Origin of the sequence: Corynebacterium sp. (assembly GCF_030532715.1) — a bacterium.
GTDB lineage: Bacteria > Actinomycetota > Actinomycetes > Mycobacteriales > Mycobacteriaceae > Corynebacterium.
Genome location: NZ_JAUNKO010000002.1, coordinates 1 through 21,484, shown reverse-complemented (window position 1 = coordinate 21,484; position 21,484 = coordinate 1). Strand labels below are relative to the sequence as shown.

Below are 21,484 nucleotides of genomic sequence, written 5' to 3'. Positions count from 1 at the left end.
CGAGCATGCCCGCACCACACCAGGCTGTAGTCACCCTGTGGTTTGTCACCACCGCCAACCCCGCACGCGTGCTGGCCGCCGAACCCAAAGCCGACCGTGGGTTCGGACGCAAATACCTCGCCCAGCTGAACCCCCGCTGGCCGATCACCGTGTTTGGACAGTTCCCGCTTAATCGCTCTGCGCAAACCTCCCGCGGCGAATACTATATCGGCGGCTATCCGGGAATCGCCGTCGTCCAAACCGTGCTCGATCAAGCGCACGAACTTTCCGAATTGGACCCGCGCCTGTTGCGCTCGCTTCCAGCGATCGACGTCTACGCCTTCGCAATCAACGAGCACACTGGTTTAGGCGGCGTCGCACACTGGCGCGCCGGGCAGCTCAAACGTTCGCTATGTGCGCGACGCACCCGGGTGTACGAGGACATTGGAGTTCCGGAACCGTTTGAAGAACCACTGTGGGCGGGCGAAGGTCATGGAATCGAACTACCGTTTCATCCGCACGATTTGGTGAAAGCCGCGCAGCGCGCCTGGCTTGGCATCTCCGACGAAGGCCCGGACATCAATATCGTCGCCTACGCTATCGACGGCCGCCCGGAACCGCGCATGGTAGCCACCCCCACGCCACGCGCCATCGACGTAGAAACACTCGTGACAAGGGGCTCCACCAAGCTGGGGTTTTCCGCGAGCGACCCCGACTACGACGATTACGAGCTCCCCGAAAACGATCCGCCCAACGACCTCAGCCGGTGGCTTGCCGTGGCCAGCAACATTACGTCTCGGAAGGCAAAAGAGCTCCGCGACACCCTCCGAGTCAAAGGCGAAGAACTGCGCTACCGGATCAGGCACATCGACAGATCCGAATAGTTTTCGGGGTTTGCAGTGTGCCCACCAGCAACGCCAACCTATTTGGATTCACTCCCGCGCCGTTGCCACCAGATTGCCAGCAATACCATTGCCATGACGCCCTGCATGATTGCTGGCACGAACCACGACGCCTGGCCGCTTTGTTCGAAGGCAATCACCAGCGGCAATAACCCGTTAAACAAATGCATCCCGCCGTGAGTCCCTGCCGCACACCAGGCATTGCCGGTCAGCAGCACCACTGCACCGGCAAGCAAACCCATGGCGAACGGCAGCGTTAAATATTCGATTCGCTCCCATAGGTTTTGCTGTCCGCCTTCGGAAACCAGGTGGATAATGGTAAACGCCACGGTCGTCCAAGCCACTGTAAAGAACGGCCGAGCGCGGGTGAGGGAAAACAGCCACCCACGATAAAGCAATTCCTCCGGAATGCCCTGCAAGACGAACGATTTTGCGAAAAGCGCCAAGAGGCCAAGTAGAATTTCGGTGACACCGAATCCGGCAAGGCCTTCGACTTCGGCGTTGTTATCAACGAAGGTCCGCAAGACATATGCGCTGGCCAAACAAGGTATCGCGACAATACCGATCCCCATGAGCAGCCCGGGTAACAATTCCCGTGGATTGCTAAAACCAGCGCTGGCAATAGGCCTTCGTTCCACATGTTTCATCCACAAGGCAACGCATATAAAGACCACACCCATTGTTAGAAATGGGAGGATTGCGCTAATAAGTGTTGCGCGGTTTGGTTCGCTTTGCACCCAAGGAATGAGCAGAAACGGAGCTCGCACAAAGTTTGCAACGAGGAGTATGAAAAACGCGACGAATGCACGTACGACCAACCCCCACCAATTCAGCGGAATACGTGGCTGATCTGCACTTTTTCCGTTTTGTTGTGTGTTCATATCGTCACTGTATCCAGCGGAAAGCCGGCTTCGAAAGTGCCCACCGCCATGTGTTTTCGCATCAAAATCATGACCCGAGTCATGGTTGGCCGACACTATAATTCAGACTGTGAGTACCTCCTCTACCGCCACAAATAACGACGGTGTTTCCGCAACTTCTACCGCTGTGGTCATGCATGAGGCCATCCCATTTTTACGTTTCTTTTTGCTAGCTGCACTATTCTTTAGCGGCTTATTCATCGTGTGGGGCATTCCAGCGTTTGCCGCTGTGCAATGCACCCTTGTAATCGCAGCTCTTTTCGCTTGGCGGTCGTGGTCTCAGGCAGTCTCCACCGGCGTGAGACTGCGCCACCGTTCGGCACTCCTTGTGGTTGTATTGTTTTTGAATTCCACGCTGACTAATGGCCTACCAGCGATTCTCTTCATCTGGGTGGCCGCGACTGTACTGCAATTTTTGGTGTCGAATCGAACGTATATTGTTCTGTGTGCCGCATTACCGGTAACACTGGTCGGGATCGCACATGCAATCAAAGGATCGCCCCCGTTTCAGATCCTTATCGAAGTCGCGTTCGCAATCACCGCGATTGGCACGAGCTTAGCGCTCGGTGCTTTTCTGCGGCGCTATGCAAACGCGGCAGCGGAACGACAGCACACCATGCAACAACTCAAGATCGCGAATGAGCAGCTGCGGGATCTTACGCTGGCACAGGAGCGTAGCCGTATCGCCGCCGCGCTTCACGACGCATTAGGTCACCGGCTGACCTCTATCAACATGTCGCTCGTATTCGCCCAACGGGCCTGGAATTCCGCCCCGGAGCGCGCATTGGAAGAGGTAGGCCGCGCACAGGAAGGCGTGGTGGATGCCCTCGACGAGATGCGCACAGTCGTGCGGGCACTCAATCCGGTCCGGGCAGAATCGAATAGTTTTGTGGATACATTGCAGAACATTGGCGATTCTTTCGCATCAACCGGATTGGATGTCCAGGTACACACCCCATCCGAACTAGACATCGATCACAACGCCGAGCGAGTGCTCTTGGCGGCGATGCAGGAGGCGCTCACCAATGCAGTGCGCCATTCCGGCGCCGATCGCGTAGATATTACGCTCACCCCAAACGGCACGCTGTTGATTGCCGATAATGGGTCCGGAAATTCCGCACCTGGGCTCGGTTTCGGGCTCCGTTCACTGCGCGAGCGCGCCGAAAGCATTGGCGGTTCAATGGAGATTTCAGACCATGGCGGCATTGACCAAGGATTCCTACTTCGAATCTCGGTTCCAGTGAGGGAAACGGCGTGAGCAAACGAATCATCCTGATCGACGACCACGCGCTGCTGCTCCGCGGACTCTCCCTAATTTTTGAAACTATCGACGGCTGTGATGTCGTCGCCACCACTACCGATGGCCGCGAAGTCTCCAAACTAATCAGCGAATACAGGCCCGATGTCGTGGTTACCGACGCAGTGATGCCCGGCTTCGACGGCCTCGCGGTAGTCACGGAATGCGCGCGCCAACATCCAAATACCCCAGTGCTCGTGCTCACCACCTTCGACGATGCTTCCCTGGTGCGCTCACTTATCGACGCCGGAGCTGCCGGATATTTGCTAAAAGATATTTCGGCCGAACATTTATCCGAAGCGATCCATGCGGCTGCTGATGGAGGCATGGTGCTGGACCCACGAATCGCACGGATCGTGCACAATCGGCAGGCGGGCGCCGCGACAGGCCGCGGAATTATGACGCTGACCAGGGCGGAACGCAATGTCGCCGAGTTGGTGGCGCAAGGCGCAAATAACAAGCAGATCGCCGCTCGACTATTCCTCGCGGAAGGCACCGTAAAGAACCACGTATCCCACCTGTTGCGCAAGCTCGATGCGGCGGATCGCACCGTGCTCGCCCTCAAATTGGCAAAGTCATTCGGCTATTTGGGAGGCAATCTACCGGGCGACTTCGCGAGGTGATTATGCGCGCGTCCGCGCCCGCTCATAGAACGCAATGGCGGCCGCAGTAGCGAGATTGAGAGAGTCGGTGCCAGGAGCCATTGGAATGCGTGCGCGGATATCTGTGGCGCGCATGGCGTGCTCCGTCAAGCCGGGCCCCTCCGCCCCGACGAGCAGCGCCAATGGGCGGTCCGCCACGGGAGGCAGGGCGTCGAAAAGCGGGACGGCAGCCGAGTCGGGGGTGAGGGACACAATGTGGAAACCGCGTTGATTCAGCAGGTCAAGCTCGCGCTGCCACGTCGTGCGGGTCCCAGAAAAATGGGCGAATGGGAGGCGGAGGACGTGCCCCATGGACACGCGAACAACACGGCGATACAGCGGATCTGCACAGCCAGCCCCGAACAAAATAGCGTCTACCCCCATGCCGGCGGCGTTGCGGAACATTGCGCCAATGTTTTCGTGATCACCCACGCCTTCGAGAATCGCAACGGTTTGCGCGCCGTCGATAGCTTGCTCGATAGTGAGGCTGGGCGCGCGGTCGGCGGTGGCCACGAGCCCACGATGCATATCAAAGCCCGCAACGTGAGCGAGCACCTCGCGGGTGACCTCGTAGACGGGAACGCCCACGTCACCGTGGGCATCCAAGAAGGCGCGCAACTTCGCACCAAAACCCACAATCATCCGAACTGGGAAGCGGGATTCAAGCAATCTGGGAATGACGAGCGGTCCCTCGGCAACGACCAGCCCTTTGCCTCCGGGGAGGTCGGGGCGACGGTCGGCGTGGTTGAGGGCCCGGATATCGTCAAGACGCGGGTCGAGCGGGTCGGCGAGAAATATTGGCTGCACAATGCATCTAGCTTATTGCACGACGCTCAGCAGCGGGTCGACAGCGAAGTAGATGAGGAACAGTGCGGAAATCAGCCACAGCAACCAGTGCACCTGCTTCGCTTTGCCGGCGGCGGCTTGCATGAGCACGTACGCGACGAAGCCCACGCCAATGCCGTTGGCAATCGAATACGTGAACGGCATGACCACGATCATGAGGAACGCGGGCAGCGCGACGTGGAACTTGGTGAAGTCGATATCGCGAATCTGCCCCATCATGAGCGCACCAACGACCACGAGCACCGGCGCGGCAGCCTCGATCGGCACCACGGCGTACAGCGGGGTGAGGAACATAGCGGCGAGGAACAACACACCCGTCACGATGTTCGCAAGCCCCGTGCGCGCGCCGTCGGCAATGCCGGCCGCCGAGTCGATATAGACGGTGTTGGAGGAGGCAGACGCGCCACCGCCGACGATTGCGCCAGCACCCTCAACAATCAGGGCGCTTTTCATATTGGGCAGGTTGCCATCTTCATCGACGAGCCTCGCCTGTTTACCCAGCGCCGTCATGGTACCCATGGCGTCGAAAAAGTTTGCCAAAACGAGGGTAAACAGCAACAGCGACGCCGCGAGCGCGCCAACCCGCCCGAAGGCGCCGATCAGGTCCACCTGCCCCACCAGGGAAAGATCCGGTAATCCGCCGACGGAATCCGGCAGGGTGGGCACGGCCAGCGACCAGCCAGTAGGAACAGGCTTTCCATCCACGAAGGAAGGTCCGGCGCCGGTAGCGGCTTCGACGATCATTGCGATGATGGTGGTGACCACGATGCCGATAAACAATCCGCCGCGCACGTGGCGGGCAACCAGCACACCGCAGATGACCAGCCCAAGCACGAACACCAGTGTGGGCCACGAGGCGATGGAACCGTTCAAGCCGAGGCTGACCGGGACGGTGGTGCCCGCGGCATCGGGGATGCGGCGCACAAACCCGGCGTCCACAAAACCAATAAAGGCGATGAAGAGGCCGATGCCCACACCCATGGCGGCTTTCAACTCACTGGGGATGGCGTTGAACACGGCGACGCGGAAGCCGGAAACGGCGAGCAGGACGATGATCACACCGTCGAGCACCACCAAACCCATGGCCTCCGGCCAGCTCAACCCTTCGACCGAAACGAAGGTGACTGCGACCAGCGTGTTGATGCCCAAGCCGGTGGCGATGCCGAAGGGGTATCGCGCCAATAAGCCAAAGGCGATGGTCATGACGCCGGCCGCGAGTGCGGTTACCGCCGCCACTTGCGGCACTCCGAGGGTGGTACCGGTGTGGTCTTCGACAGTGCCGATGATCAGCGGGTTAAGGATGATGATGTAGGCCATGGCGAAGAAGGTCACCACGCCCGCGCGGACTTCAGTTCCCACGGTAGATCCGCGTGCTGAAATATGGAAGAAACGGTCGAGTGCTCCCGACGATGTTGCTGCGTTCGTACTCGCAGTCATGATGTAGTTCTCCGTAGGGCTCAGTTAAGAATGAGGGGCCACGGTTACAATGACACTTCAAGGAGGCTTCCGGCAAATAACGCCCCAAATAGCGCCTTGTTGTTTCTCCATTTTTCTCCAGCATCGGAGACGCTGTGACTTCCATCCTGTTAATTGATAATCACGATTCGTTTACTCACCTGCTTGGCGATCTCGTCTGGCGCGCGGTGGGAATTCGCCCGCACATTGTGGCAAACAACGCCCCAGAGCTACACGCCGCGGCTATCGCGGGCGCGGATCTGGTAATCATCTCCCCCGGCCCCGGACACCCTGCGGTTTCGGAGGATTTGGGTGGCTCAGCGCTCGCAATCGCACAGACGGAAACCCCAGTGATTGGGGTGTGTTTGGGCCACCAGGCTATCGCGCTTGCAGCCGGTGCCAAAGTAGAGCGGGCACGCACTCCAATGCACGGCCTCAATAGCAAAGTTGTTCACAATGGAACCGGGGTGTTTGCGGATATACCGTCCCCAATGGAGGTGGTGCGTTATCACTCGCTGGATGTGTCCGAGCCCACAGAACAATTGGAGGTTTTGGCGCGCGCGGACGACGGCACGATCATGGCGCTGCGGCGCACGGACGCCCCGCAATGGGGCGTGCAATTCCACCCGGAATCCGTAGGTACGTTCCATGGCTTGCGGTTGCTGCGAAACCTGATCGAAGCCACGGGATGCCTCGACCACATCCCCACGTGGCACCGCCGCAAGATTGCCGCGGTGGATTTCCCGGCATTGGCCCGCCACTGGTCCACGCAGTACCCCCATTTGGTGTGGCTTGATAGTGAGGTGAGCATTCTGGCGGTGGGCACCGAGACGGTCCACCCGGCGCACATTCCACCGGGTAGGCTCAGCAGCGATAGTTGCCCCGCAACGGTGGATTTCATCCCCGGTGCACTCGGGGCGCTGACGTATGAGGCCACCGGCGGGTGGGACGGCGCCACCGTCGGCCAAATCGCGGACACCGAACGTTTTGTCGTCCCCGAGATTGTGGTGCAGCGGGACCAACAGGGCACCTACCTGCTCACCAAAACGACATCGGATTTCGAGCTGCCGAAGCTGGTGCCGGATCACCGGGTACCGGCCGCGCCGTCGCATAGCCCGCTGGTGTTGGCGGACACCAAGCGGGAGTATATGGACAAGGTGCGCCGCTGCCAGGAGTTTATTCGGCGCGGCGAAAGCTACGAGTTGTGCTTAACCACGGCAGCGTCGACACGCGTCAATATGCAGCCGCTTGACCTGTACATTCGACTCCGCAGCCTGGCCCCCGCCCCCATGGCGGGGCTGGTGCTGCACCCCGATGTGGCGGTGTTGTCGGCGTCCCCGGAGCGGTTTTTGTCCGTCAAGGCGGGGGTGGTAACGGCCTCTCCGATTAAGGGGACCCGCCCGCGTGGCGTAGACGATTCGGCGGATGTGCGCAACGCGGAGGCACTGGCGGCGAGTACGAAAGACCGCGCGGAAAATATCATGATCGTCGACCTGTTGCGCAACGACCTCGCGCGCACTTGCCTGCCGGGCTCCATCGACGTCCCCGAACTATGCGTTGTACATTCGTTCGCTTGGGTGCATCAGTTGGTGTCCACGATTACCGGCCGCCTGCCGCAGGACACCCCAGGGTTGCGCGCGGCGCTGGCGGCGTTTCCCGGCGGTTCGATGACGGGCGCGCCGAAGCAACGTTCCATGGATATACTGGCCGACATTGAGGGACATCCTCGCGGCTACTACTCCGGTTCGCTGGGGTACGTGTCCGCGAATGGGGATTGTGATTTTAGTATTTTGATCCGCACAGCGGTACACATCGACGGCAATTTAACCTATGGTGCTGGTGGGGCAGTTACGCTGCTCAGTGACCCTGAAGAAGAGTACAACGAAGTGCTAGTGAAAATGCTACCGCTGCGTTTGCTGCTCGGAGAGGAATCATGAGATCCACCAGCTTCCGGCTTGTCGACGGCCGCGTCCGTAACCTTAACGGCCACCTGCAGCGCCTACGTCTCGACGGAAAGCAACTCGCCCGCGTCCGCACCGAATTACGCGCCGCCGGGCCTGGGGCATACCACCCAATTATTCGCGCCGCTGGATCCTCCGTTGAAGTTGTGATCCGCCCCGACCGCCCAATCGAACCTACGATCATTATCGATGCCCACCCGCACAAAGACCAACGCCTGCTACCAACCGTCAAGGGACCGGATCTGGGTTGGTTGTCTACCCGCATGGATATTTCTCGACGCCGCGGCTGCAGCGAAGGTCTGCTCACCTACAACAACAAGATTGTGGAAGGCATTTTCACGTCCCCATTGGTATTCCACGGCACCACGGTGCTCTGGAGCGCGCACCCGCGCGCCCTCCCTTCGACCACGAACGGGCAGTTGCTTCCGCTGTTGCAGGCCCACGGGTTCACCCTCAAGCCGGTGCGGGGGTTTGCCGTACACGAGCTTCGCGATGGTGAAGTGTGGCTAGTCAACGCTTTCGCCGGCATCCGTAAAGTGACGCAGTGGATGGAATACGGGGCGCTGGAGTCCGCCGCCAGCGGCTCCGCCCCCGACATCGCCGAAGCCAATGCTTGGCTGTGGGAACAGGCCGAAGAAGTCTAAACTTCGATGGTTTGTTCGTCGTCGAATGGGGTGGCTTTCGGCTGCCCCAAAATCTCCGGAGGCGGGGTGTCCGTGTGCGCCCCACACCCATAGTTGGAGTGCACCACGCGCCCGTCCGCGGAGTATTCGTTCACGCACACCCCAAATCGCGGCCCCAGCGGCTCCCCCACCGGCAAGTAGAAGGCGCAATCGACACATCGGAGGGTGGATTTCTGGGCGAACTCACTGTGCGGCCCGTACTCCCCGCCCTGCAAGCGCACCCGCGCCTCGTGCAACCCAAAGCGGGTGAGTTGCTTATTTGAGGAGCTGCCAGGCACACGCACGGTGTCGGGGCCGGCGGCGTCGGCTAGCCGCGGATCGTCGGCACGCGGGGGCAGTTGGTCACTCGGGCCAAGATCGCCGGGTTGCACACGGTCGGCGTACGGCACCCACTGCGGGGCGCGCAACGCCTCCTCGCCGGGCAACAGCGCCAGCTCATTGACCGTGATGCGGCGGCTCCCCCGCGCGCAGGCGAGAACTACCTGCCACTCCCAGCCCCGATAGCCTGGCATGGCGGCCACAAAATGGTGGGTGGCCACGTGCGGACCAATATTGGTTACGCCTGTATGTTCCCCAATATCGCCCTCGCCGAGGTCTTCGAGGGCAGTGCGCGCGATGTCAATGGCGGCGGAATCAAGCAGCGGGTTACGTCGTCGATTGGATGGCACGTCGTTTATTATCACCTACGTACGGCATGATGGTGGGTATGCCCTCGCGATTCCGCATGCTCGTGTCCACACTCTGCGCTGTAGCCACGCTCAGCGCGTGCGCCACCAACAGCTCCGCGCCAGTGGAACACCTCACCGTAGAGATCATTGCCACCCACCCGTTCGATGAGGACGCATTCACACAGGGGCTCGAACTCGCAGACGATCGCCTGCTGGTGGGCACTGGTCTCGAAGGGAAAAGTCGCATCTTCTACCGCATGCCGGACGGGCGCGAAACCAACTCAACAAACCTGGATCCCGAATTTTTCGGCGAAGGCGTCACGCGCACCGGCAATACCGTGTGGCAATTGACGTGGCGCCACGGCACCGCCATTAAACGCGACGCCGACACACTTGCCGAGGTAGGCCGCGCCTCGTACTCCGGAGAAGGGTGGGGCCTATGCTCCTTCGCCGACCGGCTGGTGATGTCCGACGGCACCTCCCAGCTACGCGAACTCGATCCAAACACCTTTGTGGAACTTCACCGGATCCAAGTCACGCGCAACGGGGAACCGGTGGACCGCCTCAACGAACTCGAATGCGTGGACGATTCCGTGTACGCCAACCGGTTCCTCACCGACGAAATCCTGCGTATCGACGCCGCGACCGGGGCCGTCACCGCCACCATCGATGCCTCGGGCCTGGACAGCGGCGCTCAGCCAGATACCAACAATGTGCTCAACGGCATCGCCCACATTCCCGACACCGACCGGTTCTACCTCACCGGCAAGCGCTGGCCGAAACTCTTCGAAGTCCGTTTCGTTCCCGCGCATTAGCGCCCGCACGTTAGGATCTGCACATGGCCTCAACACAGCGCCGCACGCATCTGCGGCAGTTTCTGATTCTCATCGTCGCGGTGGTGCTGGTGGTGACGATTTCCATCGGCTTCCAACAATGGTGGAACAACCGCCCCGACGCCGAGCCGAGCGACGTGAAAATAACCGCCTCTAGCGGTGGCCAAACCATGGAAATTTCCCCCTATAGTGTGTGCGAATTGGGCACCCCCTGCGAGGGCGAAACCGTGCCTGAGTTCGCCGTCGACGGCTCCCTGAAACTCACCCTCCCGAAAGACATCTACGACCACGACTGGCGCCTGCTGAAAATCTACGACGATCCCGAGGCCAACCACGAAGAGTTTTACTCCGGGCACGAACAAACCGAAGTGGACGTCGCCGCGGTTACCGACGCCGGGGCCAAACTCACCGTCGTCGAGGTCACCACCGCACTCATTGGCCATAATGACGCCGGTGAAGAAGCCCCCTACACGGTGGTGTGGTCCCTCAAAGTCAAGCAATAAGCCCCTTGCGGGCAAGGGGCTGGCGGGGTGTCTGGGATGCGTTTCGCGGACGGTGGCTCGCGCGGATCAATCTCACTGGGCGGCTTAGGCGTCAAGCTCTTTCGCCACGGCCCTGAGGATCTCGGCGACTTTACGGCCCGATTTCCGATCCGGGTAGCGGCCCGCCCGTAAATCGGGTTGCACCTTCTGCTCGAGGATGGTCACCATGTCAAGGATCATGCCGTGCAATTGCTCCGGCTTGTACTTGTGGTGGGGCTTTCGGGCCATGCGGGGGCTTTCCAACAGCTTTACGCGCAACGCTTGGGGCCCTTTGCGTCCGGCAGCGAAATCGAACTCGATGCGTTGCCCAGGGTGCAGCGCGTCCACGCCCTTCGGCAGCACCTGCTTGCCCACGAAGCAGTCTTCCTCACCAGGATTCGTTACAAAGCCAAAGCCGCGTTCGGCGTCATACCATTTCACTTTTCCGATCGGCATGTTTGATTCACCGCTTCCCACTTCAACATTGGATGGCGGTGTCAAAACCGCCTGGTAATCCAGCCCTCCCACCAAGAAGGAAGGCAGACAAATAACTATACCTGGCCCACCGGAAGTGGGGGCAGCGCAAATTGCCCAACGACACCGAGAAGGTTTTGGGCCCACATTAATAAATGTCACACAATCGGTTTTGATAACATGTGACCTGGGGATTTTCGGAAGCGAACCAAAAAGAACAGACCTTTTTTGCAGTTTCACGTGACTATTTCGTTATAAACCGCTACGGTCTATGGCAGGCACAGCAATGTGTTCTTGCATCGGGTCTTTCCCGCCAAACCCTGTCTGGGGACCCAAGGCATCATATTGCACTGTGCGTGCTGAAATATCCAACTGACAATTTGATTGCAGACAGGGCGTGGGGAAACCACTTTTGGCGGCCGCTTCGGTCGCCTTGGGGTGAAGCCACTTCGGTGGCCGGGCGCTTGCCTTCTCAGCCCGAACCCGACAGCTAACCTCACCGGCGGAACAACGAGAGGACTTTATTCATGGCCCGTCACGCAGCCCGCGCTTCGCATCCGCTCGCAAAGCTTGCAGCCACCACCGCAGCTTTCGGCACCGCAGCCACCCTGATGGCTCCGCCCGCTGCCGCTGCCCCAGATTCGGACTGGGATCGCCTGGCACAATGTGAATCTGGCGGCAACTGGGCAATCAACACTGGTAATGGCTACCACGGTGGCCTCCAGTTCTCCCCGTCCACCTGGAACGCCTACGGTGGCCAGCAATACGCCGCATTTGCCAGCCAGGCTTCCCGTGAACAGCAGATCGCCGTCGCTGAAAAGGTGCTCGCTGGTCAAGGTTGGGGCGCTTGGCCGTCCTGCTCCGCCAAGCTGGGACTGAACTCCGCCCCCACCCCGCGCGATGGCGCGATGGCCCCGGTCGTCGCTCCTGCCGCAGCTCCGGCAGTCGTTCACGCCGACCCGGTGGCAGCCTTCCTGGCGAACCCAACCCAGGCCGTCTACGAAGCAATCAAACAATCCCTGAACAACGCTGGCCTTCAGGTGCCGCCCGCAGTTGAGGACGCTTACCGCGCCCACTTCGGTTAGTTCCCCACACCCCTTTTAGGGGGTGCGAAACAAGAATGCTGCAGTGCCGCTAGTTCCACACGGAACGGCGGCACTTTTGCATTGTCGGCGTCGCCTGCACGCTGTGCGTTCCATGCGCAATCCCGCGCAAAAGCCATGTACCTTTGCAAAGAAATTCGCAACCTTGCAAATGTTTTCTGCCTGAGATCTTCGCTTCATATCGGCAAACTCTGACAAGTTGGCGAAGATTATGTGTAATGTCTCACAACGTCACCAAAGGGTGATGCAGCTTTCAAATCTCGAGGGCGTTCGAACCACACGCTCTCCCGATCAGCCTGCCGAGAGAGGTAGACATGACTGACCCCACACGTGCCAAGCACGTTCCCACTCCAGAGGAGTTCCTCGAAGTCTCAAACAGTTCAGAGTTCGCCGAGCTTCGAAGCACCTTCCGCCGCTTCGCCTTCCCAGTGAGCGTTGCGTTTCTGGCCTGGTACCTCGGGTACATCATCATCGCAACCTTCGCCGTTGACTTCGTCCAACAGCGGGTTTGGGGCGCAATCAATGTTGGCATGGTGCTTGGCCTCGCACAGTTTGCCACCGCAGCCCTCGTCACCTGGGCCTACGTTCGCTTTGCCGATAACAAGCTCGATCCTGCGACCGCTTCGATCCGCGACAAGATGGAGTCTCCCCGATGAACCTCTCTACTCACACCCTTGCTGCCGCAAGCAGCGCCGTTGAGACCGGCAACCCGATTCTCAACATCGCAATTTTCATCCTGTTTATCGTCGCAACGATGACGGTCGTGGTTCGAGCCACCCGCCAAACCTCGCAAAAAGGTTCGGACTTTTACACCGGTGGTGGTTCCTTCAATGGCTGGCAAAACGGCCTAGCAATCTCCGGCGACTACCTTTCGGCCGCAGCGTTCCTCGGCGTGACCGGCGCCATCGCGCTCTACGGCTACGACGGCTTCTTGTACTCTGTTGGCTTCCTGATCGCCCTGCTCGTGGCACTTGTGCTCGTGGCCGAACCGCTGCGCAACACCGGCAAGTTCACCATGGCGGATGTGCTGTCGTTCCGGTTGAAGCAGCGTCCCGTGCGCACGGCCGCAGCGATCTCCACGCTCACCATCTCGCTGTTCTACCTCATTGCACAAATGGCCGGCGCTGGCGGCCTCGTGGCCCTGCTGCTCGGCATCTCGGGCAAGGGCGCACAAGCCGGGGTTGTCGCCGTGGTCGGCGTGCTTATGATCGCCTACGTCCTCATCGGCGGCATGAAAGGCACGACCTATGTGCAGATGATTAAGGCTGTGTTGTTGGTCGGCGGTTCACTGATCATTTCCTTCCTCGCATTCTGGGCCATTGGCGGCGGCTTCAACGCTGTGCTGGAGTCTGCCGTGGCGAATCACCCGAACGGTGAGGCCATTTTGAACCCCGGCATGAAATACGGCGCCTCGTTGAAGACCAAGCTCGACTTCATCTCACTCGGCATGGCTCTCGTATTCGGTACCGCTGGCCTGCCGCACGTGCTCATGCGTTTCTACACGGTGCCAACCGCCCGTGAGGCCCGCCGCTCCGTGACCTGGACTATCGCGATCGTCGCCCTGTTCTTCCTGCTCACCGTGATCATGGGCTACGCTGCTGCCGCCTTGGTCGGCCCCGAGCAGATCAAGAACGCTCCTGGTGGCGTGAACTCCGCAGTGCTGCTGCTTTCCTCCCGCGTTGGCGGCACCATCTTCATGGCGTGCATCTCCGCAATCGCGTTTGCTACTATCCTCGCCGTGGTTGCTGGTTTGGCTATTACCGCTTCCGCATCCGTGGCTCACGACCTCTACAACTCCGTGTTCCGCAACGGCGAAGCCACTGAGGAAGAGCAAGTGCGTGTCTCCCGCATCACCGTGGTGGTGATCGGCGTGCTCGCCATTGTCCTCGGCATCGGGGCGATGGGACAAAACATCGCCTTCCTAGTTGCACTAGCGTTCGGCATCGCAGCGTCCGCAAACCTGCCCACCATTTTGTTCTCGCTCTACTGGAAAAAGTTCAACACCACCGGTGCACTGTTCTCCATTTACGGCGGCTTGCTCACCTCGATCATCCTGATCGTGTTCTCCCCCGCAGTCTCCGGCGCGGAAACCTCCATGGTCCCGAGCGCAAACTGGGCACTATTCCCGCTGACCAACCCGTCCATCATTGCCATCCCCGCAGGCTTCCTTCTCGGAATCATCGGCACCATGATTGGCAAACCGGACAACTTTGAAGAAAAGGCCGCCGAAATGGAAGTTCGCTCCCTCACCGGCGTCGGCGTGGAAAAAGCAGTCTCGCACTAAACCACGCACCAACATTCCACGTTCTCATCGCACCCCCGCGCTCATGCGGGGGTGCGTTTTCGTGACGGCTTCGTGGCGGCACCAAGCCGCGAAAGTAACCCCCAGCTTCAACTGCAAGAAAGCACACGAAATACTCCCCGGCGGATGGGATCACCGCGGGGAGTGTTCGCAGCCCTAAGGCAACCGAGTCGGGTTAGGGCTTATTGGTTCTGGTGTACGGGTGGACATACCCCAGCTTTTCCGCGGGGAGCGGGAACGGGGTCTCATCACCGTAGGGGCTGGATGCGCCAGCAACCTTGGAAATGAGTTCGGTTACAACGTGACCATCGCCGGGGGCGTGATCTGGCCAACCCGCATCGACGTAGCCCTTTTTTTCCATATTAGCCATGTGCCTATTCTTTCAAACCGGTGGCGCAAAAGTCACCTCTTCAGGCACTAAACTCGGTGGCATCATGAAAAACAACGCGGATGAGCCGGGCGGCATGATCAACTTCCGGGAATGGCTGGGGGCGATCGACGACGCGCTGCTTGGGGAGATTCTTACCCACCGCCCTGACGTGATTGTTCCTGACGTTCCGGGAATTACCACCTTAGCTGGCCGTTTGCAGCTACGAGCTTCTATCGCACAGGCGCTAGCCAAGTTGGATGTGACGGCATTGCTCACGCTTGAGGCTGCGGCGCGACTTGGTGGGGAGCTCAACGCAGTGTCACTTGCGGATGTCACCGAGCGCATCCTGTCGGTCACGCAGACCTCCCCCGCGGACTCCCCCGTGGATTCCCCCACTGCGGCAACGATCGAAGCAGCCTTTCACACCCTCGTCTCTTTCGCACTTGTGTACGGCACGCCGGATGCGTTCAAGGTAGTGGCGGAGGTAATGCCATCCTTGCCACTGGATTGGCAGCTATTGCCGGAGCCGGGCGCCCCGCAGCTGAGCCACCAACAAACACAAGAGTTTATCGCCGAATCCGGCACGCGGTGTCAGAAAATTTTGGCAACGCTGCTGGATTCGGGTGGCACGGGATTAACCAAGGACGCGGAGTTCGACGCCGACCCGAGCCGGCCGATTCCAAGGCTGCTGGCTGCGGGTCTGCTGGTGCGCGTGGATACCCGTACGGTACGTCTCGCCCCGACTACGAAACGCGTGTTGTGGGGTTTGGAGCCGTTAGTCATCCCGTTTACCCCGCCGCACCCCGCGCACACCCCCACGCAAGGCGAGTTGGCCAAGGCGGATCAGCAGGGCGCTGTTGCGGGGCTGGAGGTTGTGCGAATGATGCGCCAGCTTATTGAATACCTCACGGACCATCCCGCCAGTTGCCTACGCGATGGTTCCCTGGGGGTACGCGCCGTGCAGCGGATGGCGAAGCACTTGCAGGTTCACGCGCTCGACGTGTGTCGGCTGGTCGGGATAGGCGAGGCGGCGAGATTGTTGGCTCGGGATATTCCGGACCCGCCGCCGGAGAACAATACTTTCCACGACTACCTCTGCCCCACGGAGCTTGCCACCCAATGGTTGCAGGCGCGGCTGGATAGCCAGTGGGCTGACCTGGTCCGCGCCTGGTGGCATTCTCCGTGGGCGGCGTGGAAGGTAGAGAAGCCGGTGAACCTGCTGAGCGGCAACACTGCCCGCTCGCATTTGCAGCAATCGAAGGAACTCCTCATCCAGCAATATGTTCGAGCTGGGAAATTGACGGTAGCGCAGGCGATGTCCATGGTGGGCTTTTACGCCCCTCTCCATGCTTCGCGGTTGCGCGGCGCGCAGGAAATTGTCGCGGAGGCTTCATGGTTGGGCGTGCTCACGCCAAACGGCGAGCCCACGAGCGTGGCCATCGCACTCATCGAGCAGCCCGGCGAAATCGGTAAGGCGACGTATCGGGCCACCCCGGAGACAGTGGATTATGTGATCGCCCAAGGGGACATGACAATCCTCGCGCCTGGCCCTCTCACCCCCCAACTCCGCCAAAAGATTGAACTGATTGCCGAGGTCGAATCGGCCGGTTTGGCGAGTGTGTACCGTATTTCGGAGGCGTCGTTACGCGGGGCGTTGGATGCCGGGGTCAACGCGGGCGACATCGCGGAAATGTTGGAACAGCACACCGTGGGTGAGGTTCCACAATCGTTGGTGTTTTTGCTCAACGACCTCGCGCGGCAGCACGGCAACCTTCGCGGCGGGCCCGCAATGTGCTATCTACGCTGCGAAGATACGGAGCTTCTGGAGCAGGCAGTGCAGGCTATTCCAGCGCTGCGGCAGCTGGCACCAACAGTCGCGGTATCGCAACTACCGCTGGGATCAATGATTGAAACGCTCAGACGTGCGGGATTCCAGCCGCTCGCTGAAGATGGGCACGGCATCGCATTAGATCTGCGGCCGCCGCCGCGCCGCGTCCCCACCCCTCCAGCAAACACTCATGCGGATAGCGTGCCGGTGGGGGAACTGACGGATGTTATCCGTAAGGTGCGGGCGAACGAACGCAACGCCGCCACCGCAAGCGAGGGTTCGCGGTCCACTGCTGACATTTTGGGCGTGCTGCAGGCTGCGGTACGGTCGAGGAAAACTGTCACTCTTGGTTTCGTGGATAAGCACGGCATCGCCACGGCCCGGGTGGTGCAGCCACTCACAGTGTCTGCTGGCCAAGTGGACGCGGTAGACAAATCTACGGGCGCCGTCCACCGCTACCAGCTGCACCGCATTACCACCGTAGTAGTAGATAATTAGAGTTTACGTTCGCATTCAACCCAGGAGGCATTCGGTGTCATTTGGCAATGGACCGCTCATTGTCCAATCCGACAAAACCGTGTTGTTGGAGGTAGACCACCCACTCAGCGACGAGGCGCGCGCTAGCCTTGCCCCCTTCGCGGAACTCGAACGCGCACCCGAACATGTGCATACGTACCGCATTACCCCACTCGCGCTGTGGAACGCCCGCGCCGCCGGTCATGACGCCGAACAACTTGTCGATCTCCTCGAGCGGTACTCCCGCTTCCCTGTGCCGCAGCCGCTGCTTATCGACGTCGCGGAAACCATGGCGCGCTACGGCCGGGTCCGCCTGCATAAGCACCCCGCCCACGGGTTGATCTTGGAATCCGCGGAGCCGGACATTTTGCGCGAGCTCCAATTGCACAAGCACATCAAACCGCTGCTCGGCCAGGTCATCGACGCGGAGAGCATCGTGGTGCACCCTTCGGCGCGGGGTCAGTTAAAGCAGGAACTGCTCAAGGTTGGTTGGCCTGCGGAAGACCTTGCCGGCTATGTCGACGGCGAGGCTCATCCTATTGCACTGTCCCAGGAGCATGAGGCTTGGGAGTTGCGGGACTACCAGCGCATCGCCGCGGACGCCTTCTGGAGCGGCGGCTCCGGTGTGGTGGTGTTGCCGTGTGGTGCGGGCAAGACCATGGTCGGCGCTGCAGCGATGGCGAAGGCGCAAACCACCACGTTGATTTTGGTCACGAACACGGTGGCGGGCCGCCAATGGCGCACCGAGTTGCTGCGCCGCACCACGCTGACGGAGGAGGAAATCGGCGAATACTCCGGCGAAAAGAAGGAGATTCGTCCGGTGACCATCGCCACCTACCAGGTGATGGTGCGGAAGACGAAGGGTGAATACCGTGCGTTGGAATTGTTCGACGCGAATGACTGGGGCTTGATTATCTACGATGAGGTGCACCTGCTGCCCGCGCCGGTATTCCGCATGACTTCAGATTTGCAATCTCGGCGGCGCCTCGGGCTCACCGCCACGCTCATCCGCGAGGACGGCCGCGAAGGCGACGTGTTTTCACTCATTGGGCCGAAGCGTTACGACGCCCCGTGGAAAGACATTGAAAACCGCGGGTACATCGCCACCGCCGATTGCGTAGAAATCCGAACCACCATGACGGACGCGGAACGCCGCGCCTATTCGGTGGCGGATCCGCGCGAGCACTACCGGCTGGCCGCCTGCGCCGCCACGAAAATGCCGGTGGTGCGCAAACTGCTCGAGGTACACCAAGGCCAACCCACACTCATCATCGGCGCTTACCTGGAGCAGCTGGAGCACATTGGCACCGAGTTGGGGGTGCCCGTCATTGAGGGGAAAACCCCCACGAGGGTGCGGGAAAAATTGTTCAATGCGTTTCGGCGCGGGGAGATCAACGTGCTGGTGGTAAGCAAGGTGGCTAACTTTTCCATCGACTTACCAGAGGCGGCGGTTGCCATCCAGGTGTCCGGCACCTTCGGTTCGCGCCAGGAAGAGGCCCAGCGGCTGGGCCGCATCCTGCGCCCCAAAGCGGCCGGCGGCGAGGCGCATTTCTATTCGATTGTGAGCCGTGATAGTAAAGACACATTGTATGCGGCGCACCGGCAGCGTTTCCTCGCCGAGCAGGGCTACGCCTACCGCATCCTCGACGCCGTCGACCTTCTTCGACCCATGAAAGACAACTAATGTCCGGTTTTCATTTCACCGTTGATACTGCCCACGCCAAAGCGCACAATGAATTCCTCAAAGATCAACGCCGCCTGCAGGTTTCCGCGATTGTGTTCGGCTTGATCCAGGTGATGGTGGCGGCCGTGTTTATCTGGTACACCAACCAGGCGGCGTGGGCGTGGTTGCTCGCCGCCGGCCTTGGGGTGTCCGCGCTGGTGAGTTTCGCCATGGTGGTAGTCATCCCCAAGAAGGTGGGCAGCGCCCAACAAATGTACGACAAGTACGACTTAGTGCCGGCGATTGTGGCGAAGGTGAACCCCCGAGACATGGTGCTGCTCGCCCTCGTGGACGCGCGTGTCGACCCCTCCGATAGTCACCCCGCACCAGCACTCGCCGCCCGCACCATCACCAAGCTGGTTGGGCATTCCCGCACCGTTGGCGAGCGGGTGCCCGCGGTAGCCGTGGCGGGACGCCGAAACATGAAGAACACGGGCTTTTGGGACGAAATCTCGCCCATGCCCATCGCCTGGGGCACCCCCGACCCGGCAACGATTGCCGCGGCGCGCAAAGCCATCCCGCAGCAGCAATGGAACGAGCTCACCAAGCACGCCGAACGCGTCGACGAGGTGCTCGAGACGCCGTTGAACCTACTCAAGCTCACCTAGCGGCAATTGCTCTGAATACCGGCCTTGCACAGCATTACCCTAAACCAGGACTCCAACGTGTGCTTCAGGCCGACCTGCGGCGCAAACGCCAAAGTGTCAGCGTCCCCACCGCCACCAAACACGTTCCACAAGGCGGTCAGCGTGGCCACACTCGCGGGGTTACCCGCCGAGTTCGGGCCATACCCGAAATCCGGGCCGCGTGAGGGCTGCTCCATCGGGGGCTCAATAAACGGCAGAGTTTCCTGCGTCGTGTTTGTATTCGCGCTCTCCGGCGGCAGCAACCGAACTTCCCGCAAGCCGGTGACCTCGGTGCCGTTGACCGCGACGTCGAAAGTCACGGCGTCGCTAAACTTCTCGTCGCCCACCGCTGCCTGCCACGGCTTCGGGGCGCTCACCCGCAACGTGTAGCGGCCGTCGGCAATATCGGTGAAAAAGTAACGACCATTGGCGTCCGTATCCGCAGCGGCAACGACCTTCGAGCCCTTCAACACCTCAACCTTCACCTTGGCCGCGCCGCGCTCCATGATCTGCCGCTTGCCGTCACCGTTAGCGTCGAAATACACATCCCCAGCGAAGCGGTACGTCAACGCCGCGTTCAGCGTCACGCTTTTCGACGCCGCGGACACCCTAAACGGCTGGCTCACACGCCCCTCAGGCACGTCCTTCGTCGCACTATTATCCGCGCCGTCCGTAGAAAACGTCAGCCCCTTCGGGAACCGATACAACAGCTGGTACTCCCCCGCCGGCAAATAATCAAGGCTGTACTTGCCGTCCTTGGCGGAACTCGTGGCGCGCGCCCACGGCTCATCAATCACCTGCATCGGTGCGTCCGCAGTAGGCCGCCGCATCAGCTGCACCTCCACCTCCGGGGTGGAACCAGTCGCATCGGTCTCCTCGCGGACACCATCACCATCAGTTTCGAACCAAATAGAGCCCGAAACCCGGCCTACCGTGGGCACAAACAACGGATCCGCGAAGCTTACCTTCGGTGCGCCCTCCGAAACCTCCACAACATCCGAATACACATACGTCTTGTCTGGAGCCTCTGGGGCCGCCTCTCGGACAAGCTCGCGCTCCGCAACGTCGAACGACCAACCCGCCACCGACGCGGACAAGCCATAGCCATCTGGGACCTGCATGCGAGCTACATACCGGCCAAACGGAACATCCCGAAACTCGAACTCGCCCGAATCCGGCACCTCACTGCTTGCCACCACGCCGCGCTCCGGCGAGGACACACTCACCAACTCCACGGTTTGGCCCCCAAGATACGCGTCAGCGTCCTTGGCGAACTTCCCGTCGCCGTTATTATCCAGCTGCAGCTTACCGGCCCACGTCCCGCAGCACGCGGGCGGCTCCTGCGCGCTCGCCGTGACGGCCGGAGCCGCCATCGCCACAGTCAACGCAGCAATAGCAGAAACCCCAGCCTTACGAAAGGCGATGGACATAGAGCGCAACCCCTTTCCGAAGGATGAGAAAACGCAATGGCACAACAAAAATTCCTATGAAAACCTATCATATAGGACGCAAATCGACTATCAAACTAAGAACAAGTTAAGCCCTCCCGTAGGGTGCCCCCACATGGTCTGACCTGTACGAAATCGTTACCAAATGTGTGATCGAATTCGAAACAACGCGCTGGAAATGACAGCAAATGTTAAGAAACGATAAAGAAATTCGCGGTGATAGTGAAACCGAACACTTAATCCCCATTGCCGACCTATTGCTTGGCTGCAAACGCGCCAAAACTCTTATTAAATTCTTATTTGTGGGTTGTTTGGTTGTGGTCGTGGCTGCGCAACGACGAAGAAGGGGAGGAGGGGCCGTGGTGGCTCCTCCTCCCCTTTTTTTTTG

Annotated in this window: 21 protein-coding genes and 1 riboswitch; of the genes, 14 read left to right on the top strand and 7 right to left on the bottom strand. The window is 60.3% G+C overall.

Annotation, left to right across the window (positions count from 1 at the left end):
- Positions 1-5 precede the first annotated feature (5 nt).
- Positions 6-863 carry a hypothetical protein gene (locus Q4D83_RS03195; protein WP_303172922.1) on the top strand — a complete coding sequence of 286 codons (858 nt, stop codon included), beginning with the start codon at positions 6-8 and terminating at the stop codon, positions 861-863.
- 38 nt (positions 864-901) lie between these two features.
- Here Q4D83_RS03195 and Q4D83_RS03190 read toward each other — a convergent pair whose 3' ends face one another.
- Complete coding sequence (locus Q4D83_RS03190) at positions 902-1,519, bottom strand: CPBP family intramembrane glutamic endopeptidase (protein WP_303172920.1); 618 nt, start codon at positions 1,517-1,519, stop codon at positions 902-904.
- Between the two features lie 352 nt (positions 1,520-1,871).
- On the opposite strand from Q4D83_RS03190, the gene Q4D83_RS03185 reads away from it, so the two are divergent.
- On the top strand, positions 1,872-3,059 hold the full coding sequence (locus Q4D83_RS03185; protein ID WP_303172918.1) for a sensor histidine kinase: 1,188 nt from the start codon (positions 1,872-1,874) through the stop codon (positions 3,057-3,059).
- On the top strand, positions 3,056-3,721 hold the full coding sequence (locus Q4D83_RS03180; RefSeq protein WP_303172916.1) for a response regulator transcription factor: 666 nt from the start codon (positions 3,056-3,058) through the stop codon (positions 3,719-3,721). The genes Q4D83_RS03185 and Q4D83_RS03180 overlap by 4 nt, the downstream gene beginning before the upstream one ends.
- Here the strand turns inward: Q4D83_RS03180 and Q4D83_RS03175 are convergent, their stop codons facing one another.
- Positions 3,722-4,549: an RNA methyltransferase gene (locus Q4D83_RS03175; RefSeq protein WP_303173577.1), complete on the bottom strand. Its 828-nt coding sequence runs from the start codon at positions 4,547-4,549 to the stop codon at positions 3,722-3,724.
- A gap of 9 nt (positions 4,550-4,558) precedes the next feature.
- Entirely contained in the window at positions 4,559-6,022 is a 1,464-nt protein-coding gene (locus Q4D83_RS03170) for an NCS2 family permease (protein ID WP_303172914.1), read from the bottom strand.
- Between the two features lie 134 nt (positions 6,023-6,156).
- Here Q4D83_RS03170 and Q4D83_RS03165 point away from each other — a divergent pair, with 134 nt between their 5' ends.
- Positions 6,157-7,977: a chorismate-binding protein gene (locus Q4D83_RS03165; protein WP_303172913.1), complete on the top strand. Its 1,821-nt coding sequence runs from the start codon at positions 6,157-6,159 to the stop codon at positions 7,975-7,977.
- The gene (locus Q4D83_RS03160) at positions 7,974-8,645 is read left to right on the top strand and encodes an aminotransferase class IV (RefSeq protein ID WP_303172911.1); all 672 of its coding nucleotides are present in this window, start codon (positions 7,974-7,976) and stop codon (positions 8,643-8,645) included. Before Q4D83_RS03165 ends, Q4D83_RS03160 begins: the two co-directional genes overlap by 4 nt.
- On the opposite strand, the gene Q4D83_RS03155 is transcribed toward Q4D83_RS03160, so the two are convergent.
- On the bottom strand, positions 8,642-9,352 hold the full coding sequence (locus Q4D83_RS03155; RefSeq protein ID WP_303172910.1) for a DUF3027 domain-containing protein: 711 nt from the start codon (positions 9,350-9,352) through the stop codon (positions 8,642-8,644). The genes Q4D83_RS03160 and Q4D83_RS03155 overlap by 4 nt on opposite strands.
- 38 nt (positions 9,353-9,390) lie before the next feature.
- Here Q4D83_RS03155 and Q4D83_RS03150 point away from each other — a divergent pair, with 38 nt between their 5' ends.
- Complete coding sequence (locus Q4D83_RS03150; RefSeq protein ID WP_303172909.1) at positions 9,391-10,167, top strand: glutaminyl-peptide cyclotransferase; 777 nt, start codon at positions 9,391-9,393, stop codon at positions 10,165-10,167.
- 23 nt (positions 10,168-10,190) lie between these two features.
- On the top strand, positions 10,191-10,688 hold the full coding sequence (locus Q4D83_RS03145) for a DUF2771 domain-containing protein (RefSeq protein ID WP_303172907.1): 498 nt from the start codon (positions 10,191-10,193) through the stop codon (positions 10,686-10,688).
- Between the two features lie 84 nt (positions 10,689-10,772).
- On the opposite strand, the gene Q4D83_RS03140 is transcribed toward Q4D83_RS03145, so the two are convergent.
- A complete protein-coding gene (locus tag Q4D83_RS03140) occupies positions 10,773-11,162 on the bottom strand; it encodes a cold-shock protein (protein WP_303172906.1) in 390 nt (129 codons plus the stop codon).
- 365 nt (positions 11,163-11,527) lie between these two features.
- Positions 11,528-11,702, top strand: a riboswitch (cyclic di-AMP (ydaO/yuaA leader).
- A gap of 5 nt (positions 11,703-11,707) precedes the next feature.
- Here Q4D83_RS03140 and Q4D83_RS03135 point away from each other — a divergent pair.
- The 3 genes from Q4D83_RS03135 (at position 11,708) to Q4D83_RS03125 (ending at position 14,567) form a co-directional block, all read left to right on the top strand.
- Positions 11,708-12,265, top strand: coding sequence for a resuscitation-promoting factor Rpf1 domain-containing protein (locus Q4D83_RS03135; protein ID WP_303172905.1), 558 nt, complete (start codon positions 11,708-11,710; stop codon positions 12,263-12,265).
- Between the two features lie 332 nt (positions 12,266-12,597).
- Positions 12,598-12,939, top strand: coding sequence for a DUF485 domain-containing protein (locus Q4D83_RS03130; RefSeq protein WP_303172903.1), 342 nt, complete (start codon positions 12,598-12,600; stop codon positions 12,937-12,939).
- Positions 12,936-14,567, top strand: coding sequence for a cation acetate symporter (locus tag Q4D83_RS03125; RefSeq protein ID WP_303172902.1), 1,632 nt, complete (start codon positions 12,936-12,938; stop codon positions 14,565-14,567). Before Q4D83_RS03130 ends, Q4D83_RS03125 begins: the two co-directional genes overlap by 4 nt.
- Before the next feature lie 193 nt (positions 14,568-14,760).
- Here the strand turns inward: Q4D83_RS03125 and Q4D83_RS03120 are convergent, their stop codons facing one another.
- Positions 14,761-14,955: a hypothetical protein gene (locus Q4D83_RS03120; protein ID WP_303172901.1), complete on the bottom strand. Its 195-nt coding sequence runs from the start codon at positions 14,953-14,955 to the stop codon at positions 14,761-14,763.
- Between the two features lie 64 nt (positions 14,956-15,019).
- Between Q4D83_RS03120 and Q4D83_RS03115 the strand changes: the two genes are divergently transcribed.
- The 3 genes from Q4D83_RS03115 to Q4D83_RS03105 are packed head-to-tail and all read left to right on the top strand — an operon-like array spanning position 15,020 to position 19,630.
- Positions 15,020-17,281 (top strand): helicase-associated domain-containing protein, encoded by a 2,262-nt coding sequence (locus tag Q4D83_RS03115; RefSeq protein WP_303172900.1) that lies wholly within the window; start codon positions 15,020-15,022, stop codon positions 17,279-17,281.
- Between the two features lie 34 nt (positions 17,282-17,315).
- Positions 17,316-18,983 (top strand): DNA repair helicase XPB, encoded by a 1,668-nt coding sequence (locus Q4D83_RS03110; RefSeq protein ID WP_303172898.1) that lies wholly within the window; start codon positions 17,316-17,318, stop codon positions 18,981-18,983.
- Positions 18,983-19,630 (top strand): DUF3239 domain-containing protein, encoded by a 648-nt coding sequence (locus Q4D83_RS03105; protein ID WP_303172897.1) that lies wholly within the window; start codon positions 18,983-18,985, stop codon positions 19,628-19,630. Before Q4D83_RS03110 ends, Q4D83_RS03105 begins: the two co-directional genes overlap by 1 nt.
- Here the strand turns inward: Q4D83_RS03105 and Q4D83_RS03100 are convergent.
- Positions 19,627-21,078, bottom strand: a complete 1,452-nt coding sequence (locus Q4D83_RS03100; protein ID WP_303172896.1) for an SdrD B-like domain-containing protein — start codon at positions 21,076-21,078, stop codon at positions 19,627-19,629. The two genes, Q4D83_RS03105 and Q4D83_RS03100, sit on opposite strands and share 4 nt — an antisense overlap.
- 206 nt (positions 21,079-21,284) lie before the next feature.
- On the opposite strand from Q4D83_RS03100, the gene Q4D83_RS03095 reads away from it, so the two are divergent.
- Positions 21,285-21,484, top strand: a 200-nt coding sequence (locus tag Q4D83_RS03095) for a hypothetical protein (protein WP_303172894.1), incomplete at its 3' end; no start/stop codon positions are given.

Bases quoted from the DNA above. Each gene is read 5' to 3' on its own strand.
- Q4D83_RS03195 (WP_303172922.1), top strand. From the start codon at position 6: ATGCCCGCACCACACCAGGCTGTAGTCACCCTGTGGTTTGTCACCACC.
- Q4D83_RS03170 (WP_303172914.1), bottom strand. From the start codon at position 6,022: ATGACTGCGAGTACGAACGCAGCAACATCGTCGGGAGCACTCGACCGT.
- Q4D83_RS03160 (WP_303172911.1), top strand. From the start codon at position 7,974: ATGAGATCCACCAGCTTCCGGCTTGTCGACGGCCGCGTCCGTAACCTT.
- Q4D83_RS03150 (WP_303172909.1), top strand. From the start codon at position 9,391: ATGCCCTCGCGATTCCGCATGCTCGTGTCCACACTCTGCGCTGTAGCC.
- Q4D83_RS03145 (WP_303172907.1), top strand. From the start codon at position 10,191: ATGGCCTCAACACAGCGCCGCACGCATCTGCGGCAGTTTCTGATTCTC.
- Q4D83_RS03140 (WP_303172906.1), bottom strand. From the start codon at position 11,162: ATGCCGATCGGAAAAGTGAAATGGTATGACGCCGAACGCGGCTTTGGC.
- Q4D83_RS03135 (WP_303172905.1), top strand. From the start codon at position 11,708: ATGGCCCGTCACGCAGCCCGCGCTTCGCATCCGCTCGCAAAGCTTGCA.
- Q4D83_RS03130 (WP_303172903.1), top strand. From the start codon at position 12,598: ATGACTGACCCCACACGTGCCAAGCACGTTCCCACTCCAGAGGAGTTC.
- Q4D83_RS03125 (WP_303172902.1), top strand. From the start codon at position 12,936: ATGAACCTCTCTACTCACACCCTTGCTGCCGCAAGCAGCGCCGTTGAG.
- Q4D83_RS03120 (WP_303172901.1), bottom strand. From the start codon at position 14,955: ATGGCTAATATGGAAAAAAAGGGCTACGTCGATGCGGGTTGGCCAGAT.
- Q4D83_RS03115 (WP_303172900.1), top strand. From the start codon at position 15,020: ATGAAAAACAACGCGGATGAGCCGGGCGGCATGATCAACTTCCGGGAA.
- Q4D83_RS03105 (WP_303172897.1), top strand. From the start codon at position 18,983: ATGTCCGGTTTTCATTTCACCGTTGATACTGCCCACGCCAAAGCGCAC.
- Q4D83_RS03100 (WP_303172896.1), bottom strand. From the start codon at position 21,078: ATGTCCATCGCCTTTCGTAAGGCTGGGGTTTCTGCTATTGCTGCGTTG.